Origin of the sequence: Clostridium sp. CS001, assembly GCF_020443565.1 — a bacterium.
In the GTDB taxonomy this organism is placed as follows: Bacteria; Bacillota; Clostridia; order Clostridiales; family Clostridiaceae; genus Clostridium_AD.
Window position 1 is genome coordinate 1 of record NZ_JAIZZN010000063.1, and the last position, 1,905, is coordinate 1,905.

Consider the following 1,905-nt stretch of genomic DNA (forward strand, 5'->3'; position numbering starts at 1 on the left):
TTACAAGTTGTTGATAAAAGAACAGATTTTAAGAAATGAAAGTAATAAACAAAATAGAATTAGAATAGCTAAATTTCCATATAAAAAATATATCGAAGATCTTGTAATAGAGGAGCTGCCAGTTGATGCTAAAAAGAAATTAAAGACGTTAAGTTCACTTGAATTTATTAGTACGGGGCAGAATGTGATTTTAGCTGGAAATCCTGGAACAGGCAAGACCCATATTAGCATTGGTCTTGGTATAAAGGCTTGTCTAGCTGGATATAAGGTTCTTTTTATTACGGTATCGTCACTCATTACCCAATTAAAAGAAAGTCGTTCTAACAAAGTATTAAGAGGCTTAGAAAATAAATTTGATAAATATGATTTAATCATCGCAGATGAGCTTGGATATATTTCTTATGATAAGGAAGGGTCAGAACTTTTGTTTAGTCATTTATCATTAAGAGCAGGACGAAAGTCCACTATTGTAACTACAAACTTATCATTTGAAAGGTGGGACGAGATATTCAAAGACCCAATTATGACGGCTGCTATGATTGATAGACTTACTCATAAAGCGTATATAGTAAATATGAATGGTAATTCTTATAGATTAAAAGAAACCAGAGAGTGGCTTGAAAAGCAATAATAAGTTTTTCCTCCACTATATAATTATTAAGAGAAAACATTATTTTTTTATAATTTTTAGTGGGGGAGTTTTGGGTTAGAATATGGGGGAGTTTTCACTTGACAAATACAACTACCTTTGGCTCAACTTTTGGAATGCTCTCTGTACTAATGTTACACTTAAACCTAGTGCTATAATCTATGCTAACACTTTTATCTAAATCCTTTAGAATATCTGCAATATCTTTAGCTTTTTTCTCTTCATAAACTGCAGTGGATATATCTAGAGCCATAGACCTTAACTTTGTATTTACCAAATCAACTTTAATTACCTTGTCCATAACATCCTCAGAGCAACCCTTAAAATTTAAAGTTGCCTTAGGGTTTGTGAATACAGTTAAAGATCTAAGAGGCAATTTTTCCAGACCATTATTATCTATAATGCCTTTCAAAACTAACTCTGCTCTTCTATTTTCCTCAATAGGACTATAAATACCTTCTTTTATACTCTTCTCGCCTTTTTTAACCCATCTAGAGAAATTCCCTTGACTATCTATTTCAATATTCCCTTGATGACTCTTACAATTGATTATGCAACAAAATTGATTAGTAACCATTAGAAAATCTATGTCTGATTTATTATCTCCCTGTTCTAATCTAATGTTATACAACCCATAAAAAGGCACCGGTGAATTTTTAAGTTCAAAATAAACTTTGCTCAGGCTATCTTGAACATACTTTTGAAGGTTAAGTTCATTTTCGATTTTTCTTTTAGTTTCCGCATCATTATCATTACTCAGAAGCTTATTAAGGCTAATTATATTTTCACTTTCCTTATTGAAGTCCTTTACAAACATCGGTGTATTTATTGTTTTCATAATTCTATCTTCAAAACTAACACTAAATATACTTTTCTTCATCGCATCAAAAATACCCATAATATCCTCCATTCTGCATATATTGCTTAATTATAACATATTTTGTTTAAATTCTCCATGAAAGATTAATGGTGGGAGGGGTGTTTGATTTGGGGTTTTGTGTGGTGGTTGATATTGTTTGTTTTGTGCAAAAAAGAAGAACTTCCAGTTATTTTTACGTCTTTTGAGGGCGTAAGATAAACTGGAAGTTTGTGTTTTTTATTTTCAAATACACGTGTCTTTATAGTAGTTATTTGCTTTATCATAGTGTTAGAGGACACTTTAATTCGCAGTAAATCCTCACTTTTAGACATGAATATCAGCAACTGTAGGTATGTATAAAAAAGACACAAAATGTATTGAATACAATTTGTGTCTT

At 31.0% G+C, this 1,905-nt stretch carries 2 protein-coding genes; one reads left to right on the forward strand and one right to left on the reverse strand.

What is annotated here, in order from left to right; translation table 11 throughout:
* On the forward strand, positions 1 to 631 hold a 631-nt coding region (gene istB, locus LGK97_RS19510; RefSeq protein WP_226261976.1), incomplete at its 5' end, for an IS21-like element helper ATPase IstB.
* A gap of 94 nt (positions 632 to 725) precedes the next feature.
* On the opposite strand, the gene LGK97_RS19515 is transcribed toward istB, so the two are convergent.
* On the reverse strand, positions 726 to 1,547 hold the full coding sequence (locus tag LGK97_RS19515) for a nuclease-related domain-containing protein (RefSeq protein ID WP_226261978.1): 822 nt from the start codon (positions 1,545 to 1,547) through the stop codon (positions 726 to 728).
* Positions 1,548 to 1,905: the final 358 nt, after the last annotated feature.